Source organism: Arsenicicoccus piscis (assembly GCF_022568835.1).
Lineage (GTDB): Bacteria > Actinomycetota > Actinomycetes > Actinomycetales > Dermatophilaceae > Arsenicicoccus > Arsenicicoccus piscis.
On sequence record NZ_JAKZHV010000002.1, the window covers coordinates 387,050 to 404,051 of the forward strand.

12 protein-coding genes and 1 pseudogene are annotated in these 17,002 nt (G+C 73.5%); 4 read left to right on the top strand and 9 right to left on the bottom strand.

Features of this window, described 5'->3' with window-relative positions:
- Positions 1-4: 4 nt before the first annotated feature.
- Together MM440_RS04780 and MM440_RS04785 are read left to right on the top strand one after the other, a co-directional pair.
- Positions 5-1,378 (top strand): DUF58 domain-containing protein, encoded by a 1,374-nt coding sequence (locus tag MM440_RS04780; protein WP_241442890.1) that lies wholly within the window; start codon positions 5-7, stop codon positions 1,376-1,378.
- Positions 1,375-3,810 carry a transglutaminase TgpA family protein gene (locus tag MM440_RS04785; RefSeq protein WP_241442899.1) on the top strand — a complete coding sequence of 812 codons (2,436 nt, stop codon included), beginning with the start codon at positions 1,375-1,377 and terminating at the stop codon, positions 3,808-3,810. The genes MM440_RS04780 and MM440_RS04785 overlap by 4 nt, the downstream gene beginning before the upstream one ends.
- A gap of 74 nt (positions 3,811-3,884) precedes the next feature.
- Here MM440_RS04785 and MM440_RS04790 read toward each other — a convergent pair whose 3' ends face one another.
- From MM440_RS04790 to MM440_RS04810, 5 genes and pseudogenes are all read right to left on the bottom strand, one after another.
- Positions 3,885-5,690 carry an RNA polymerase sigma factor gene (locus tag MM440_RS04790; RefSeq protein ID WP_241442912.1) on the bottom strand — a complete coding sequence of 602 codons (1,806 nt, stop codon included), beginning with the start codon at positions 5,688-5,690 and terminating at the stop codon, positions 3,885-3,887.
- A 351-nt stretch (positions 5,691-6,041) separates the two neighbouring features.
- On the bottom strand, positions 6,042-6,434 hold the full coding sequence (locus MM440_RS04795; protein ID WP_241442914.1) for a universal stress protein: 393 nt from the start codon (positions 6,432-6,434) through the stop codon (positions 6,042-6,044).
- 82 nt (positions 6,435-6,516) lie between these two features.
- Positions 6,517-7,700, bottom strand: a pseudogene (locus MM440_RS04800) (DUF4192 domain-containing protein).
- A 213-nt stretch (positions 7,701-7,913) separates the two neighbouring features.
- Complete coding sequence (locus MM440_RS04805; protein WP_241442924.1) at positions 7,914-8,339, bottom strand: YkvA family protein; 426 nt, start codon at positions 8,337-8,339, stop codon at positions 7,914-7,916.
- A 147-nt stretch (positions 8,340-8,486) separates the two neighbouring features.
- A complete protein-coding gene (locus tag MM440_RS04810) occupies positions 8,487-9,215 on the bottom strand; it encodes an EcsC family protein (RefSeq protein WP_241442931.1) in 729 nt (242 codons plus the stop codon).
- 92 nt (positions 9,216-9,307) lie between these two features.
- Here MM440_RS04810 and MM440_RS04815 point away from each other — a divergent pair, with 92 nt between their 5' ends.
- Positions 9,308-11,062, top strand: coding sequence for a DNA polymerase (locus tag MM440_RS04815; RefSeq protein ID WP_241442933.1), 1,755 nt, complete (start codon positions 9,308-9,310; stop codon positions 11,060-11,062).
- Positions 11,063-11,091: 29 nt separating this feature from the next.
- On the opposite strand, the gene MM440_RS04820 is transcribed toward MM440_RS04815, so the two are convergent.
- Positions 11,092-12,006, bottom strand: coding sequence for a PAC2 family protein (locus MM440_RS04820; protein ID WP_241442935.1), 915 nt, complete (start codon positions 12,004-12,006; stop codon positions 11,092-11,094).
- Between the two features lie 183 nt (positions 12,007-12,189).
- Between MM440_RS04820 and MM440_RS04825 the strand changes: the two genes are divergently transcribed.
- On the top strand, positions 12,190-12,753 hold the full coding sequence (locus MM440_RS04825; RefSeq protein ID WP_241442937.1) for a hypothetical protein: 564 nt from the start codon (positions 12,190-12,192) through the stop codon (positions 12,751-12,753).
- Between the two features lie 12 nt (positions 12,754-12,765).
- Here MM440_RS04825 and MM440_RS04830 read toward each other — a convergent pair whose 3' ends face one another.
- The 3 genes from MM440_RS04830 to hrpA are packed head-to-tail and all read right to left on the bottom strand — an operon-like array spanning position 12,766 to position 16,979.
- Positions 12,766-12,948 carry a hypothetical protein gene (locus MM440_RS04830; RefSeq protein WP_241442939.1) on the bottom strand — a complete coding sequence of 61 codons (183 nt, stop codon included), beginning with the start codon at positions 12,946-12,948 and terminating at the stop codon, positions 12,766-12,768.
- Positions 12,949-12,963: 15 nt separating this feature from the next.
- Complete coding sequence (locus MM440_RS16920; RefSeq protein WP_277626275.1) at positions 12,964-13,098, bottom strand: hypothetical protein; 135 nt, start codon at positions 13,096-13,098, stop codon at positions 12,964-12,966.
- Positions 13,095-16,979: an ATP-dependent RNA helicase HrpA gene (hrpA, locus tag MM440_RS04835; protein WP_241442941.1), complete on the bottom strand. Its 3,885-nt coding sequence runs from the start codon at positions 16,977-16,979 to the stop codon at positions 13,095-13,097. Before hrpA ends, MM440_RS16920 begins: the two co-directional genes overlap by 4 nt.
- Positions 16,980-17,002: the final 23 nt, after the last annotated feature.

Here is a 17,002-nt window from a genome sequence, read left to right on the forward strand (position 1 = left end):
GGTCATGGCACGGCGCGAGAGCATCCTCACGACCCGGGGGCAGTCGTTCCTCTCGGCGGGCGTGGTCCTGCTCGCGGCCGGGCTGCTGATCGGCCTCGGTGACCTCACCCGGCTCGGCCTGCTGCTCGTCGGCATCGCGCTGGCGGCCGTGCTCGTCGGTCGCCGCTCCCCCTCGTGGCTGCAGGCCCGCCGCACCGTGTCCCCTGACGTGCTGACCGTCGGAGAGCACGCCACCGTAGACCTCGCGCTCACCAACGTCGACCGCCGCCGGTCCCCGCTCGTGGTCGCCCAGGAGCAGCTCGCCTACGTCCTCGGCGACCGGCCGCGCTTCGTGCTCCCCGGCATCGCCGGGGGCCAGGTGCGGCACGTGAGCTACACGGTGCGCCCGACCGCGCGAGGGCGCTACCGCCTCGGACCGCTGCTGGTGCGCGTGCGCGACGCCTTCGGGCTGACCAGCCGGCTCGCGCAGGTGCCGAGCGACGACGCCATCCTCGTGCTGCCGGTCGTCGTCGACCTCGGCGACACCCGCTTGACCAGCGCCGGCAGCGGCGCCGAGGGCACCGTCCCCCAGATGGTGGCGCTGCACGGCGCCGAGAACATGTCGATCCGCGAGTACCGCCTCGGCGACGACCAGCGCCGGATCCACTGGCCCGCCACCGCCCACCGCGGCGAGCCGATGGTGCGTCAGGAGGAGCGTCCCGCGCTGCGGCGCGCCGTCGTGCTGCTGGACTCGCGGCGCTCGACCCTCGGGCCGGACGGCTCGGAGGCGTTCGAGTGGGCGGTGAGCGCCGTCGCGTCCGTGGTGGCCCACCTCGACCGTCGCGGCTTCGCCGTCCACCTGGTCACCGACGACACCCTCGACGACTGCGCCACGGCGACGACCACGGACGCAGCGCTGGAGGTGCTGGCCCTGGCCCGGGTCGGTGACGACGAGACCTACCCCGAGGTCGTGCGCGCGGCCGCCGACCTGGCCTCGCTCGGCGGGGTCGTCGTGGCCGTCGTCGGGGCGGGCGACAGGGTCGACGACAGGGTGGTCGACAGGGCGGGTGACAAGGACCGCGGCGCAGTGGCGTCCTCGGGCGCTGCGACCGACGGGTCCGACGCCGCCGTCCTCGCCGCGGCCCGGCACCCCGGCACGACCTCGGCCGCCCTGGTGCTCGACCCGGCCGCCTTCGGACACGACGGCTCCCGCTCCCGGCACCGACCCAGCCGGCCCCATCACCATGACCGCGGGCCCGCCCGCCACGACGGCGGCGACGTGTCCGCCACCGTCCAGGTCCTGCGGGCCCACGGCTGGCGCACGGTGGTCGTCCAGGGCTCCGAGAGCGTCGACCAGGCCTGGGCCGCGCTCGACCACCCGGACGGGGGCCGACGATGAGGGCCCGTCCGCTCGACACACTGCTGGCCGGCTTCGCCGTCCTCGTGGCGGCCTGGCCGCTGTCCACCCTCCTCGTCCGGCAGACCTGGGTCATGCCGACCATCGCGATCCTGCTGCTCGTCGGGGTGATCGGCGTGCTCGGGCGCTCGCAGCGCTGGCCCGCCGTCGTCACCGTCGCCGCGCAGGTCCTCGCCGCGTTGCTGGCGCTGAACTGGCTGTTCCACCTCGGTGACGGACCCTACGGCCTGCCCACCTGGACCCTCCCGACGCACGTCTCCGACCTGGTGACCCAGGGCCTGCGGACGATGGCGAACTACGCCGCCCCGGCACCGGCGACGCCGGGCCTGGTGTTCCTGCTCGTCGTGATGGTCAGCGCCTTCGCCGTCGTCGTCGACCTGCTCGCCGTCGAGCTGCGCTCGCCTGCCCTCGCCGGCTTCCCGCTGCTCATCATCTTCATGATCAGCGTGGTCAACACCGGCGACGCGCTCCCGGTCCGCTACTTCGCCGTGCTGGCGATCGTGTGGCTGCTGCTCGTGGCCCAGCACAACACGGGCCAACTCGGGCACTGGGGCAACACCGCCGTGCGCCGCTACGAGCCCGGTCGCGGCGACGCCGTCGGCCTCGGCCGGTTCACCGACCGAGCCCGCGTCGCGGCCGTGGTCGCGGTGCTGCTCGCCCTCGGCGCCCAGTCGGTGCTGCCGGACGTCCCCACCCGCTTCCTCATCCCCGGGCTCGGTCGCGCCGACTCCGCGGCCCAGGGCGCGCGGGGGCCCATCTCGTTCTCCTCCTCGGTAGACCTCGACCGCAGCCTGCGCGACCGCAGCGACCGCCCGGTCCTGATCTACAAGACCAACGCGCCGCAGCCGCCGCCGCTCGCCGTCGCCGTCAGCACGGGCTACGAGAACGGCCGGTGGTTCGGCGATCGCGCGACCCCTCCTGGCCTCGACGACCTCGACCGGGGCCAACAGCCGCAAGGAATCGCGGAGGGGGTCCGCACCGTGGTCCGGCAGTTCTCCGCGGCCGGCAACCAGGTCTCCTCGCCGCAGCTCGCCGTCCCCGGCGACGTGGTCCAGGCCGACGTCGACGCCCGCTGGCGCAAGGACGAAGTCACCGGCATCGTGCGCGTCTCGCGCCAGGCCCAGACCTATCGGCTCATCTACCGCGAGCCCGCGCCCACCCCGGCCCAGCTGGCCGTGACCCGGGCCGACGCCGAGCGCAGCGGCATCCCGCTGCCCGACGTCTACGGCGGCGACCTGCTCGAGCTCGACCCGGCGTCGGCGCCGCTGGTGCGGCGGACCGCCGACGAGATCGTGGCCGGCGGCGTCAACGGCGGACCGGCGACCACCGCCTACGACAAGGCGCTCGCGATCCAGCAGTACCTCCGAAGCAACCGGTTCAGCTATTCCCTCACCCTGGCCCCGCCCCAGCCGCGCGAGCCGGGCAACCCGGGCGCCGGGACCCTGGACCCGATCAGCAACTTCCTCACCACCCGGCAGGGCTACTGCACCCAGTTCGCCACCTCGATGATCATGATGGCGCGCTCGCAGGGCATCCCCGCCCGCCTGGTGCTCGGCTTCCTGCCCGGGTCCTACTCCCCCCGCACCGCGAGCTACACCGTCGTCGCCGGCGACGCGCACGCCTGGCCCGAGATCTACCTCGCCGGGGTCGGCTGGACCCGGTTCGAGCCGACGCCCAGCGGTCGCAGCGGCACGGCTCCCGGCTGGGCGGTGCCGACGGCGACTCCGACCGCCACGCCCACCCCGACGCCGACCGCCGCCTCCCCCCGGGCTCAGCAGCCCACGGCGCCGCAGGAGGCGCCGACGACCAGCACGTCGACGTGGGACTCGGTGCGCGGCCTGTTCACCCCGATGCGGCTGATCCTGCTCGGCTCCGTGCTCGCCGTGCTGGCCCTGCTGGCGCTCACGCCGGTCACGGCGGCGCTGGTGCGGCGCCGCCGACGCGAGCAGGCACGCAGCGAGGCCGAACGCGTGGAGGCACAGTGGCTCACCCTGCGCGAGCAGCTCGACGACCTCGGCCTGGGCGCACCCGCGGGGCTGACCCCGCGCACGCTGGCCGATCACTACCGCAGCGTCCCGGGGCTCGACGCGGCCTCCCGGGACGGGCTCGCGACCATGCTGGCGACCGTCGAGCGGGTGCGCTACGCCCCCACCCGAGCTGTCGACCACCCCAGCGCCACCGAACCGAGCGCTACGGACCCGAACGCCACCGTTCCGAGCCGCACCGACCCGAGCCCCACGGACCCGCACAAGGTCGCAGACCAGGCCGACGAGGTGCGCTCGCGGGTCGCTCGGACCCGGTCGTTGCCGGTGCGGCTACGGGCCGCGCTGCTGCCGACCACGGGCCTGCAGGTCCTCTCGCGAGCCGGGTGGAAGGTCTACGACGCACTCACCGACCCGCTGCGCCGTCGCTGACGGGCAGGGGTCGGTGAGTGGTGGCTGTACGGCCGGGCCGGCTCAGACGTGCACAGCCGGCTCAGACGGACCGATCAGTCCAGGTAGTCGCGCAGCACCTGCGAGCGCGACGGGTGACGCAGCTTGGACATGGTCTTGGACTCGATCTGCCGGATCCGCTCGCGCGTGACGCCGTAGACCTTGCCGATCTCGTCGAGCGTCTTCGGCTGGCCGTCCGTCAGCCCGAACCGCATCGACACGACACCCGCCTCGCGCTCGGAGAGCGTGTCGAGGACCGAGTGCAGCTGCTCCTGCAGCAGGGTGAAGCTCACCGCGTCGGCCGGGACGACCGCCTCGGAGTCCTCGATCAGGTCGCCGAACTCGCTGTCGCCGTCCTCGCCGAGGGGGGTGTGCAGCGAGATCGGCTCGCGGCCGTACTTCTGCACCTCGACGACCTTCTCGGGCGTCATGTCGAGCTCCTTGGCGAGCTCCTCCGGGGTGGGCTCGCGCCCGAGGTCCTGGAGCATCTGGCGCTGGACGCGGGCGAGCTTGTTGATGACCTCGACCATGTGCACCGGGATGCGGATGGTGCGCGCCTGGTCGGCCATGGCCCGGGTGATGGCCTGACGGATCCACCACGTCGCGTACGTCGAGAACTTGTAGCCCTTGGTGTAGTCGAACTTCTCGACCGCACGGATCAGACCGAGGTTGCCCTCCTGGATCAGGTCGAGGAAGAGCATGCCGCGACCGGTGTAGCGCTTGGCCAACGACACGACCAGACGCAGGTTGGCCTCCAGCAGGTGGTTCTTGGCCTTCTTGCCGTCCTGGGAGATCCACCACAGCTCACGCTTGAGCTTCATCTCCATCTTCTCGTCGGCGTTCAGCCGCTCCTCGGCGAACAGACCGGCCTCGATCCGCTTGGCGAGCTCGACCTCCTGCTCGGCGTTCAGCAGCGCGACCTTGCCGATCTGCTTGAGGTAGTCCTTGACCGGGTCGGCCGTGGCACCGGCGGTCACGACCTGCTGCGCCGGGGCGTCGTCCTCGTCGTCGTCGCGGATGACGAAGCCCGCGGTCTCGGTCTCCTCCTCCGGCTCGGCCTTCTTGGCCGCGCCCGAGCGGGCCGCGGGTGCAGGAGTGCCCTCGGGGCCCTCCTCGTCGCCGTCCTCGACCTCGTCGGCGTCCTCGACGTCGGCGTCGTCAGCGGTGTCGGTCGCCACGTCGGTGGCGTCCGAGCCGCTCTCGAGGTCGCCCTCGCCCGGCTCGACCTCCACGGCCTCCTGGTCGTCGACCACGTCGTCGCCATCCACCGCGTCGGCGCCCGCGGACTTCGCGCTCGCCTTGGTCGCGGTCTTCTTGGTCGCCTTCTTCGCGGCGGCCTTGCCGCTCTTCTTCGCAGCCGCCTTGGTGGTGCCCTCTGCGGCGTCGTCGGCCTCGGCGTCGCCCCCGGGGCTCACCTTGGTCGCCGAAGTCGCCTTGCCCGCAGCCTTTTTCGCGGCAGCGCGCGGCGCGGCCTTCTTTGCGGGAGCCTCCGAGGCGGCCTCGTCGGACCCGTCCTGCGCCGGCGCGGCAGCAGCGCCGGCCTTCTTGGCGGCCGTCTTGGTCGCGGTCTTGGTGGCCTTCTTGGCCGGGCTCTTCTTGGCCGCGGTCTTGCGCGCCGGCCCGCTGGCCGCGAGCGCGCGGGCGTGGTCCGGGTCGAGCGTGACCTGGATGCCCTGCGCGTCCAGCGCGCGCAGCACGGCCTTCATGCGGGACGGCTCGAGGGCCAGCTGGTCGAGTGCCTGGCCGAGCTGGCGGCTGTCGACCGATCCGGTGGTGGTGCCGGTCGCCAACAGCTCCTGCAGGGCCGGGTGGGAGAACTCGGCAGGGAGCGTGGTGGAGCGTGAAGCGGAGGGGGTGGTCACGACAACCTTTCGTGGCTTGCAATCACACGGGCGCTGGCGCCGGCGGCTCGACCCGACCGAGGCCCGGAGGTCCCCGAGCAGGGCCTGGACCGACGACGATCGCCGACGTGGACGGCGTCAAGTGGAGGTCTGGCCCTGTCGTGGCAGGGTCTGCAGGTGGGCCGACCGGGGCCGCCTGAGCGCGCTATCGACCATTATAAAACGCCGCGGGCCCCCCTTTCCTTCCGAACGCCGACCCGGGCGTCCCCGAGCGGTCGTCCGAGCCACCGAAATGCCCCCCGACTCGCGTGGTCCACAGGGCCGGTCAGGGCCGATCGGCTGGCCTCACGGCGCGGGCTCAACCCTTCACCCTCAACCCTTCACCGTGATGACCGGGCAACCAGCGTCGAGCAGGATCCGCTGGGCGTTGGACCCGAGGTCGAGCTTGCCGGTCGCGCTGCGTTGCCGCAGGCCGATCACGATCGTGTCGGCGTCGTGCTGCTCGGCCACGGTGATCAGCTCCTCCGCCAGGTCCGCGTCGTCGGCCGCGGCATGGACGGTCAGCGGCACCGTCGTCCCGATGGTCGCCCGGACCTCCTGCAGCACCGAGCCGAGGGACGTCAGGTCGGCGGTGTCACCGGCCCGACTCACGTCGGCGATGTCGACCACGATCAGCGGCACCCGGCGCCGCACGGCCTCCTCGGCGGCGCGCACCATCGCGGCGCGGCCCTCCTTGGTCGGCACCAGGCCGACGACTACCGACATCTGCTCCTCCTCGTTCTCGACCGGCGCCCGGCCCCGCCCGAGGCGTCGGCGGGACCGGCCGGGACGCCGACCGTCGTGTGGCTCACACGGTAGCCTCGCGCGGCCGATCCTGCCTGCCCCGGCCGCGTGGCGGCACCTGGTGGGTGATCAGCGCCTCCACGAGCTCGGCGAGCCGGTAGCCGGGGCGTCCCGCCAGGGCCTGGGTCACGGCGAGGTCGGCCGCCGCTCCGGCGCCCTCGGCCCAGCGGGCGACGCCCAGCATGGTCAGCAGCGGCGCCTGCAGGTCCAGCGGCAGCCGGCGCGCCAGCTCCTCGAGGCGGCCGAGCGTCGCCTGCACCTGGCCGTCCTCGGGATCCGGCACCGGCCCCAGCACGGGGCGCACGACCGCGTCGACGCCGTGGAGGGAGTAACCCAGGTCCGGTGCGGGCGTCGCGTCGGGCACCACCCAGGCGATCAGCGCGTCCCGGAAGGCGCGGTCCTCGAGGCTGGCCACGAGAGCGGCCAGCTCGCCGGGGGCGAGCTCGGGCAGCGGGTCGAGCAGACCCGGGCGATCGGCGTGGGGCTGCGCGTCCAGGCCGAGCACCGTCGCCCAGCGCATCGCGTCCTCGTGCCACCCACTCTCCACCTCGGCCCAGCTCGACGTGGGGGCGTTCACCCCCATCAGCCACGCGAGCGGTCGGGAGCGCCGGTCCAGGCAGCCCGCGACGAGCCGGCGCAGCTCCTGCGCGGCCGGGCCCTCGGGCAGCGGCACGAGGGCGTCGGCGAGGGCCTCGCGGCTCGGCAGCGGCGCGCTCCCGATCTCGACGTAGGCCATGACGGCCGGCACCTGCACGGGATCGGGCAGCACGTCCCCACGCCACGGCTCACCGGCCCAGCGCCACTGCTCGTCCCGCACCACCACCGCCGCGACCAGGTCGAACCCGTGGCCCGCGACGAAGAAGCCGAGGGCGTCCAGGGTCTCGTCGACGATGCCTCGGGCGCCGTGTCGACGAAGGCGATGGCCATCACCTCCTCGACCCCGGCGTTGAGCAGCAGCGGCTCCAGACCGGCGAGCACGAGGTCGATGTGCTCGGCCTCGGTCGGCTGGTCGAAGCGCGCCACCGGGCCCAGGCGGCGCCGTGGTCCGGCGAACGACACCACGACGACGCTGTCGTGCGGTGCGAAACCGAGCAGGTGCGGCACGAGCCGGGCCACCTCGGCGGGTGAGCTGATCTTGGTGACGGTGGGTTCCGTCCGGGCGCTGGGTGCGGGGGTCTGCGGAGTCATGCACCGACCCTGCTGCGGCTCGAGCACCCCCGGAAGGGCGAGCCCGCGGCTGTGGACGGCGGACGGGTCAGCGCCCGGACGCGCCGCACCCCCTGTGCACGCGCAGGCGGCACAGGGGGTGCGAGAGGGGGTGCCAAAGAGGCTGGTCCGGCGACCTGGAGCCGATGAGCGCGAGATGGCGCCGGGGCTACCGGAGGATGGCGAGCGGCGAAGTCAGCGCACCACGTCGCCGACCAGGACGTCCTGCGCCCCGCGACTCGTCGAGCGGGCGGTGGCGGGACCGGCGGACGCGCCACCGGTCGCGCGCTCCCAGCCGAGGAAGTCCTCGGTGGAGTTCACCAGGGTGCTGGCCAGCCAGGCGAGCACGAACGCGTCGTCGCCGAGGCCGAACAGCCCGAGGACACCCTCGGGCATCAGGTCGACGGGCGACAGCAGGTAGGCGGCCGCGGCGACCAGGCCCACCAGCACGCCCGTCGAGGTGCCGGTGTACTGACCGGTCCTGACGGCCGACCACATGCGCGGCAGCGCAGCGAGGCGGGTGGGCAGACCGGCCGAGCCCGGCCGAGCGGCGGAGCGGGTGGCGTGCGCGATGGAGCGCAGCAGGCCAAGACGGGACGCGGTCGAGCGGGAAGCAGCCACAAGGACCTCCGAGGGACGTGTCCGGCGCGGTGCGGCCGGACGCTGGGGGTGCCGGCTGGATCAGCCGAGCACCAGTGTCAACGCCCCGCTAGGACGAAGGATTCCGCCGCGGCGTTCCCGCCGACCGCCACCCGACCCCGGCCGAGCTCAGGCCGACGCGGGCCGCGCCGGGAACTGGGTCTTGGCGTTCGCCGCGATCTTCTTGAGCAGGTAGTAGTCCAGCCCGGCGCCGACGACACCGCCGACGACCGGCAGGCCCTTGCCCACGAACTTGGCGACGCCCTTCTCGGTGAGGTTGGCGGCCATCTTGTTGACGACGCCCTTGTTGATCATCATCAGCGCGGACTTCGGCAGCCGGCCGGCCGCGAGGCCGGCGAGGCGACCGGTCGGGACGACCCCGGCGGCCTTCATGACCTCGTTGGCGTCCGAGCCGCCGACCAGGGCGAGCAGCACGGCCGAGCGGGTCTCGTCCTGGCTCAGGTCGTAGCCGCGGACCTTGGCGATGCTCGCGACCATGCGCGTGGCCAGCACGTAGAACTCCACGACGTTGGCGGGGATCGCCACCACCATGGTCACGAAGCCGCCGAGGCCGGTGACGAAGCCGCCGGCCGAGGCGAGCTTGAGGTGCTTGCCGATGATGTCGTCGACCGCCGCGTTGGGGTTCTTGGCCTCCGCGAGCGCCTTCTGCGCGAACTCGTCGGCACCCTCGAACGGGCCCCGCCCGTCGATGCCGACGCCGAGCAGCTTCTCGACCAGCTCGTTGGCCGGGCCGTTGATGCGCGACTCGCCGGTCACCTGACCGGTCTTGGGGTCGACGGTGTTCGATCCCAGCACTCGGTCGAGCACGGGAGAGGTCAGCTTGTCCAGGAGGCCCACAACGGTCCTTTCGGGTTCGGATGATGCGTAGAGCGCAGCGCGGCCCACTCTGTCATGTCCGGGTCGGGCACGGGGGCTGTCACACTGAACCGGTGCTCGACATACCCGCCACCACGAGCGGCATAACCGCCCCTCGCGCGCCGTCGACACTGGCCGACGCGGTGGTCGCGCTGGAGCTGCCGACCGGCCTGCTGGTGGTGGACGGCTCGGACGGTCGGGTCCTGCTGGCGCCGACCCACGACGGCGCGGCGGACCTGCTGCGCCGCCTGGAGCTCGAGCGCCGCCCCCGCTGGGTGTGGTGGGACGCCGGCACCGACGCCCGTCGGGTGCTGGCCACGGTGCCGGTGGCCCGCGCCTGGGACGTCGCCGAGGCGCACCGCCTGCTGGTCGGCGGCTGGTCCGCCCGGCCCGGCGAGGCCTACGCCACGGCACACGGCCTGGACCCGGCCGCGGCACCGGTGGAGGAGCCGGACGACCTGTTCGCGATGGCGCTACGACCTGCGGCTGGCTCGGGCGCTGCTGACGGCAGCGACCCGGACCCGCTGGTCACGCCAGCCGGGCACCTGCGGGCGGACGCGCGCACCTGGGCCGGCTCCCCCGACGACGGCTGGGCTCGCGGGCGCCGGCTCGCCCAGGCGGCCCTGGAGACGGCGCAGCGCCAGCAGCAGCGGCTCGCCGACCGCACCCCCCGCGCGGTGGTCACGGCGACCAGCGAGTCCGCGGCCGCCGTGCTCTGCGTCGAGATGGAGCAGCACGGGCTGCCGATCGACCGGGCCGCGCTGGAGTCGCTCATCGAGGCCTCCGCCGGACCGCGCCCGGCCACCGAGGCCGATGCAGCCCGCGGCCGACGCGAGCGCGACCAGCCCGTGCTACGGCTCGTGCCCGGTGCGGAGCACACCGACCTGCGCAACCCCGTGCAGGTGCGGGCGCTGCTCGCCTCGGTCGGGATCGACGTGCCGGACACGCGCAAGTGGACCCTCACGCCCTACCGCGACAAGCACCCCGTGGTCGAGGCGCTGCTCGGCTGGCGCAAGGCCGAGCGGATCGCGACGACCTACGGGTGGCACTGGCTCGCGACCTACGTCGAGACCGACGACCGGCTGCGCGGGCCGTGGACCGCGTGCGACGGCGGGGCAGGTCGGATGACCGGCGGCAACGGGCTGCACAACCTGCCCGCGGAGCTCCGGCCCGCGGTAGCCGCCCACGAGGGCCACGTCCTGGTGCGGGCCGACCTCGGGCAGATCGAGCCACGGGTGCTCGCGGCGGTGTCCGGGGACGCGGCGTTCGCGGCCGCGAGCCGCGCCGACGACCTCTACGCCCCCGTCGCCGACCAGCTGCGCGTAGACCGTCCGGTCGCCAAGGTGGCCGTCCTCGCCGCGATGTACGGCCAGACGAGCGGGGCGGCCGGCGAGGCGCTGCGCCGGCTGGACCGGACCTACCCGGACGCCATGGCCTACCTGCACCGGGCCTACGAGGCGGGGCTGCGCGGCGACGCGGTGCAGACCTTCGGCGGCCGGCGGGTGCCGATGTGGCAGGGCCCGCTGACCGACGCCCAACGGGCCGGGCGGGGGCGGTTCGCCCGCAACGCGGTGATCCAAGGGGCCGCCGCCGAGCTGTTCAAGGCGTGGGCGGCGACCGTGCGCCTGGAGCTGGCTCGGCTGGACGGTCAGATCGTGCTGTGCCTGCACGACGAGCTGCTGCTGCACGTGCCGCGGGAGCACGCCGAGCAGGCCGTCGCGCTGGTGCACGACACGCTGGGCGCTGCGTCGCGGCGCTGGACCGGCGGCAGCACGGTGCGCTTCGTCGCCGACGTCACGACCGTGCACCGCTGGTCCGAGGCCAAGTAGGCCTGCTCGGAACGCAGCTCAGACCCGACTCAGGACTCCCGGTCGGTCTGGGTCCGCAGGAACTGCTCGAACTCCGCACCGATCTCGTCGGCGGTCGGGAGCTCGCCCGGCGACTGCGCGAGCAGCGAGGGCCGCTCGAGGCCGCGGACGAACTGGTCGTACTGCTCCTCGAGCGCGGCGACGACCTGCCCGACCTCCTCGTTGCCGGAGATCTCGGCGGCGAGCTGCTGCCGGTTGACCCCGGCGAGCGCGGCCAGGTCGGCCGTCGGCAGGCTGAGGCCGGACGCGCCGGAGACCGCACGCAGGCCGGTGAGCGCCGCGTCGGCGTAGTCGGTCTGGGCGAGGTAGTGCGGCACGTGCAGCGAGAAGCCGATGACGTCCTTGCCGGCCTCGCCGAGGCGCAGCTCGAGCAGGCCCGCGAAGGACCCGGGCACCTGGACGGTGTCGAAGACGGGCTCGTTGTCGGGGATCAGCCGGCTGTCGCTGGCGTGCCGGGTGATGCCGACCGGGCGGGTGTGGGGCACGGCCATGGGGATGCCGTGCACCGTGACGGTGAGGGTGACGCCGAACATCGCCTCGAGCCCGCGGACCGCCTCGACGACCCGCTCCCACTGGTAGTCCGGCTCGGGGCCGGCGAGCAGCAGGAAGGGCACGCCGTCCTCGTCGATCACGTGGTGCAGCAGCAGCGCGGGGTCGTCGTAGGAGGTGTAGCGGTCCTTGTCGAAGGTCATCAGCGGGCGACGCCCGCGGTAGTCGAGGAGCTGGTCGACGTCGAACGACGCGACGACCCGGCTCTCGAGGCCGCCAGTGAGGTGGTCGGAGATGAGTCGCTGGGTGTGCCCGGCATCGATGAAGGAGCCCATGGCGACGACCATGGTCGACGCCCGCAGGGCAGGGAGGTCGGCGTCGGTCTCGAGCCGGTAGAGCTGGGTGGGATCCTGCACGGTCCTGGCCTTTCGTGATCGCAGTCCGTGGTAGCGCTCGTGGCGGCTTCGGGACGAAGCTGCCGGTGGTGCTACCCGCATGGTTCTGCTCTGTGCAACGATCGGCGCACTCACGGCATTCCGGCCCGACGCGGGAGGGACGGCAGGCACGGAGGCAGGCACGGGGAGGGACGAGGAGGCACCATGAGCGAGCAGCGCAGCCGCAGGCGGATGGCCGGCTCCGACGAGCACGACATCCTGCAGTGGGACGTCGGTGATCTCATGCCCGCGCCGCTGGAGGTCTCGACCCTGTTCGACGCGGGGCCGTCGAGCGCGTTGCGGCCGCTGCCGTCGCTGCCTCCCCCGCCCGCCCTGGACGCCTACCTCAGCAACGCGTGGCTGCCCGAGGAGGAGCAGCCGCAGGCGTCGGCACAGGGACAAGCACAAGCGCAGAGACGCGCGCAGGGTCAGACTCAGAGTCAGGCGGACAGGCAGCGCGCGGCGCGCGCCCCGTCGCCGGCGCCCCGACGGCAGGTCCAGCAGCCTCGGCCGCGGACGGCCCGCGAGGCGTGGCCCGGCGCTGCGTCCCCGCGCGCACCGCGCCCACCGTCGCCGCAGCAGCTCGTCCAGCGCCAGCTGCGCGAGCAGCAGCGGCGGGTCGCGGCCACCGGAGGACCTGCCCAGGGCTTCCTGATGACCGTCCTGCGGGGGCTGGAGGCCGTGCACGAGGCGGCCGAGCAGGAGTCGACCACCAAGAGGCGCCGCTGACCGCTCGGCCGATCAGGCGCCAGGCACCGCAGGTTCGTGCGCGGACGAGAACGTCAGCGGCGAGCGCACGATGAGCTCCACCTGGCGGTCGGCCGACCGACAGACGACCTTGAGGGGCAGCGCCCGGCCTTCGACCGTGATGTCGGCCGGGAGCTGCACGCCGGCACGCAGCGACGTCTTGGATCCTGCGGCCAACCGCTGACCGACCACCTAACCGTGGGTGGCCGCAGCCTTGGTCGCCGGCGAGTAGTCGTCGGGCCCCATCGCCCCCTCCACCGTGGCGACCTGCCAGCCACCGAGCAACGTCATGTCCTCCGACGACGCGGGGAATGTGACGTGCGTCACGTCGAGCGCGCCTCGGCGGCGTCCATCGCCTTGTAGATCCGCTGCTCCGAGACGGGGTGGGCGGTGCCGAGCGACTGGGCGAACAGCGAGACGCGCAGCTCCTCGATCATCCAACGGATCTCGACCACGTCGGGGTCGTCGACCCGCGCCGGCGGCAGGGCCGCGAGGAAGGTGCGGTGCTCGCGCTCGACCGTGGCGACGACGGCCGAGCGCTCGTCGTCGCGGCGCAGGTCGGCCGGCGCCTTCTCGCAGCGCAGCGCGATCCCCTTGACGTAGCGCAGGACGGCCGGCAGCCGGGCGGCCCCGACCTCGGCGACGAAACCGGGGTGGATCAGCCCGTCGAGCTGGCGCTCCAGGTCGGCCCGCAGGGCGGCGACCGTGGGGCCGCGCAGCGCCTCGATCGCCAGCCGTGCCGTGCGAGCGGCGACCAGGATCGGCTCGACCCGCTCGATGACCTCGATGACGCGCGCCGACGCCAGCTGGCGGACCCGGCGCAGCACCTCCTCGAAGGCCACGGGGTCGCGGACCTCGGCGGCTCCCCCGGCCCCCTCGGCGGCGATGGAGTCGACGGCGGCGGCCAGGCAGTCGTCGAGCAGGGCCGGCACGCTGCCGTGCGGGTTGTGCCCGAGCGCGACCTTCTGCTGGTTGGACAGGACCGCGAGGACGCGCTTCCACGGCGGAGCGACGTTGAGCAGCAACAGTCTTCGCACGCCGAGTCGGGTGGCGACGTCGGCGTCGCGACGGGTCGCCAGGACCTGGACGGCCACGGACTCGCCGCGGTCGACCAGCGCCGGATAGCCGACGACGGTGCGTCCGGCCACCTGCTGCTCGAAGGTGCGGGGCAGCTCGAGGTCGCCCCACGTCGTCAGGCCGGTGCGCTCGATGGACGCGGCGGCCCGGGCCATGGTGCGGCGCACGGTGGGTGCTGCCGTGCGCCGCAGCGCGTCCAGGTCCTTGCCCTCCGCGACGACCTGGCCGCGGGCGTCCTCGACCCGGAAGGTCATCCGCAGGTGGTCGGGCACGCGGGTGACGTCCCAGTCGGTCGCGGGGACCGCCACCCGGGTGCGCTGCTCCAGCACCCGGGCCAGCTCGGCGACGAGCGGGCGCCCCGACGCCTGGTCGACCGCGGCCAGCGCCGTGCGGGCGTGGTCGGGTGCCGGCACGAAGTTGCGGCGAGTTCCCTTGGGCAGCGCGCGGATCAGCGCCGTGGCCAGCTCCTCGCGCAGGCCAGGCACCTGCCAGTCGAAGCCGTCGGCCCGCACCCGGTTCAGCACCTCGACGGGCACGTGCACGGTGACCCCGTCGGCGTCCGCTCCCGGCCGGAACTGGTAGGTGAGGCTGAGCTCCAGGTCCCCCTGGCGCCAGGTGGGCGGGAAGTCGTCCGACACAGCGGTGTCGGCCCCCTCCGCGACGACGTCCGCCTCGGTCATGGTCAGCAGGTCCGGCTGCTCCCGACGCGCGCGCTTCCACCAGCTGTCGAAGTGTGCGCCGCTCACGACCTCGGCCGGGATCCGCGCGTCGTAGAACGCGTAGAGCTCCTCGTCCCCGACGACGATGTCGCGTCGCCGGGCGCGCTCCTCCAGCTCGGCGATCTCGTCGAGCAGGCGCCGGTTCGCGACGAAGAACGGGTGGCGAGTGTCCCAGTCACCCTCGACCAGCGCGGAACGGATGAAGATGTCGCGAGCCCCGGCGGGGTCTACGGTGCCGTAGCCGACGCGACGCCCCGCGACCAGCGGGACGCCGTAGAGCGTGACACGTTCCAGCGCAACGGCGCTCGCCCGCTTGCGCTCCCAGTGCGGCTCGGAGTACTGCCGCTTGACCAGGTGTGCGCCGAGCCGCTCCAGCCACGCCGGGTCGACCTTCGCGACGGTGCGCGCCCACAGCCGCGTCGTCTCGACGAGCTCCCCCGCCATGACCCACTCCGGCTGCTGGCGCAGCAGCACCGAGCCGGGCTGGATGGCGAACCGGGCACCCCGCGCGCCCTGGTAGTCACGCCGCTCGGCGTCGCGAAGTCCGATGTGGGACAACAGGCCTGACGCGAGGGCCTGGTGGACGGCGTCCGGCTGCGCGTGCTGCTTGTTGGGCTCGAGCCCCAGCTGCTTGCAGACCTGCTTGAGCTGGGAGTGCAGGTCCTGCCACTCGCGGATGCGCAGGTAGTGAAGGTACTCGTTCTTGCACATCCTGCGAAAAGCGCTGCCGCTCAAGGCTTTCTGCTGATCTCGCAGGTAGTTCCAGAGGTTGAGCCAGGTGATGAAGTCGCTGTGCTCGTCCTTGAAGCGGGCGTGCTGCTGATCGGCCTGGGCCTGCTTGTCGGCGGGACGCTCGCGCAGGTCCTGGATCGACAGGGCCGCAGCGATGATCAGGACCTCGCGCAGGCACTCCTGCCGGTCGGCCTCGATGACCATGCGGGCCAGACGCGGGTCGAGCGGCAGGGCAGCGATCCGGCGACCGATCGGGGTGAGCCGCCGGCGCGGGTCCGGCTCGGCCGGGCTGATCGCCTCCAGCTCCTCGAGCAGCCGCATGCCGTCGGCGATCTGGCGCGAGTCGGGTGGCTCGACGAACGGGAAGCGCGCGATGTCGCCGAGCCCGAGCGAGGTCATCTGGAGGATGACCGAGGCGAGGTTGGTGCGCAGGATCTCGGGGTCGGTGAACGCCGGTCGCGCCGCGAAGTCCTCCTCGGAGTAGAGCCGGATCGCGATGCCGTCGGCCACTCGTCCGCAGCGACCCGATCGCTGCAGCGCCGACGCCTGCGAGATCGGCTCGATCGGCAGCCGCTGCACCTTCGTACGCTGGCTGTAGCGGGAGATGCGCGCGACGCCGGTGTCGACGACGTAGCGGATGCCAGGGACGGTCAGCGAGGTCTCGGCAACGTTGGTGGACAGCACGATTCGCCGGCCGCGGTGTCGGGAGAAGACGCGGTGCTGCTCGGCGGCGGACAGCCGGGCGTAGAGCGGGAGCACCTCGGTGCTCGGCAGCTCGAGGGCCGTGAGGGCGTCGGCGGCGTCGCGGATCTCGCGCTCGCCCGAGCAGAACACCAGGATGTCCTGGCCGCCGCCGTCACCGACGCCTGCCTCGGTCCACAGCTCCTCGACCGCCTCGACGATGCCGGTCACCTGGTCGACGGGCTCGGGCGCGACGTCCGGGCCGCGGTCCCGCTCCAGCGGCCGGTAGCGCACCTCGACCGGGTAGGTGCGACCCGACACCTCGACGATCGGCGCCGGCGTGCCGTCGGGTGCGGCGAAGTGGCGGGCGAACCGCTCGGGGTCGATCGTCGCGGAGGTGATGATCACCTTGAGGTCCGGCCGCCGCGGGAGGAGCTGCTTGAGGTAGCCGAGGATGAAGTCGATGTTGAGGCTGCGCTCGTGGGCCTCGTCGATGATGATCGTGTCGTAGCGGCGCAGGTCCCGGTCGCGCGCCATCTCGGTCAGCAGGATGCCGTCGGTCATCACCTTGATCAGCGAGTCCCTCGACGAGTGGTCGGTGAACCTCACCTGGTAGCCCACGACCCCACCGAGCTCGACGTCCAGCTCCTCGGCGATCCGCTCGGCGACCGAGCGCGCGGCGATCCGGCGTGGCTGGGTGTGGCCGATCAGGCCGTGCACCCCGCGGCCCAGCTCGAGCGCGATCTTGGGCAGCTGGGTGGTCTTGCCCGAGCCCGTCTCCCCCGCGACGATGACGACCTGGTGGTCACGGATGGCGGCGGCGATGTCCTCGCGCCGCTCGACGACGGGCAGCTCGGGCGGGTAGTGCAGCTCGGGGACGGACGCCGCCCGCAGCTCCACCTGCTCCGGCGTCAGCGGACGCGGACCGCGTGGACCGGACCGCGACCGGCCCCCGCGCCGGGAGCGGGCGCGGGCAGGCGAGGTCGAGCGTTCAGGCACCCGAGCAGGATACGTGGTCGCGC

Bases quoted from the DNA above. Each gene is read 5' to 3' on its own strand.
- MM440_RS04780 (WP_241442890.1), top strand. From the start codon at position 5: ATGGCACGGCGCGAGAGCATCCTCACGACCCGGGGGCAGTCGTTCCTC.
- MM440_RS04785 (WP_241442899.1), top strand. From the start codon at position 1,375: ATGAGGGCCCGTCCGCTCGACACACTGCTGGCCGGCTTCGCCGTCCTC.
- MM440_RS04795 (WP_241442914.1), bottom strand. From the start codon at position 6,434: ATGTCGGTAGTCGTCGGCCTGGTGCCGACCAAGGAGGGCCGCGCCGCG.
- MM440_RS04825 (WP_241442937.1), top strand. From the start codon at position 12,190: ATGAGCGAGCAGCGCAGCCGCAGGCGGATGGCCGGCTCCGACGAGCAC.